This is a genomic window from Hymenobacter sp. FMD4, assembly GCF_058932745.1.
Genome location: NZ_JBZYWH010000053.1, coordinates 1 through 831, shown reverse-complemented (window position 1 = coordinate 831; position 831 = coordinate 1). Strand labels below are relative to the sequence as shown.

Annotated in this window: 1 protein-coding gene; it reads left to right on the top strand. The window is 66.9% G+C overall.

Going from position 1 to position 831, the window contains the following annotated elements; translation table 11 throughout:
* Positions 1–831 (top strand): GDP-mannose 4,6-dehydratase (gene gmd / locus AC5FXY_RS22315; RefSeq protein WP_493558940.1); only part of this gene is annotated, 831 nt, incomplete at both ends.

The following is an 831-nucleotide window of genomic DNA, read 5'->3' as shown; positions in this document are numbered from 1 at the left end:
CTGCTCGCCAAAGGCTACGAAGTCCACGGCATCAAGCGGCGCTCGTCGCTGTTCAACACGGACCGCATCGACCACCTCTACCAGGACCCGCACGAGTCGGACGTGCGCCTGAAGCTGCACTACGGGGACCTGTCGGACTCGACGAATTTGATCCGCATCATCCAGGAGGTGCAGCCCGACGAGATTTACAACCTGGGGGCCATGTCGCACGTGAAGGTGAGCTTCGACGCGCCGGAGTACACGGCCAACGCCGACGGCATCGGCACCTTGCGCCTCTTGGAGGCCATCCGCATCCTGGGCCTGGTGCAGAAGACGCGCATCTACCAGGCCTCCACCTCCGAGCTCTACGGGCTGGTGCAGGCCGTGCCGCAGTCCGAGACCACCCCGTTCTACCCGCGCAGCCCCTACGCCGTGGCCAAGCTCTACGGCTACTGGATCACGGTCAACTACCGCGAGGCCTACGGCATGTACGCCTGCAACGGCATCCTGTTCAACCACGAGTCGCCCTTGCGCGGCGAGACCTTCGTCACGCGCAAGATCACGCGCGCGGCGGCGCGCATCGCCCTGGGCCTGCAGGAGAAGATGTACCTGGGCAACCTGGACGCGCGCCGCGACTGGGGCCACGCCAAGGACTACGTGGAGGCGATGTGGCGCATTCTGCAGCAGGCGCAGCCCGAGGACTACGTCATCGCCACGGGGGTGACCACCACCGTGCGCGACTTCGTGAAGATGGCCTTCGCCGAGGTGGGCGTGGAGCTGGCCTTCGAGGGCGAGGGGGCGCAGGAGAAGGCGCGCGTGGTGCGCAGCACCCACCCCGACTACCCGCTGGCC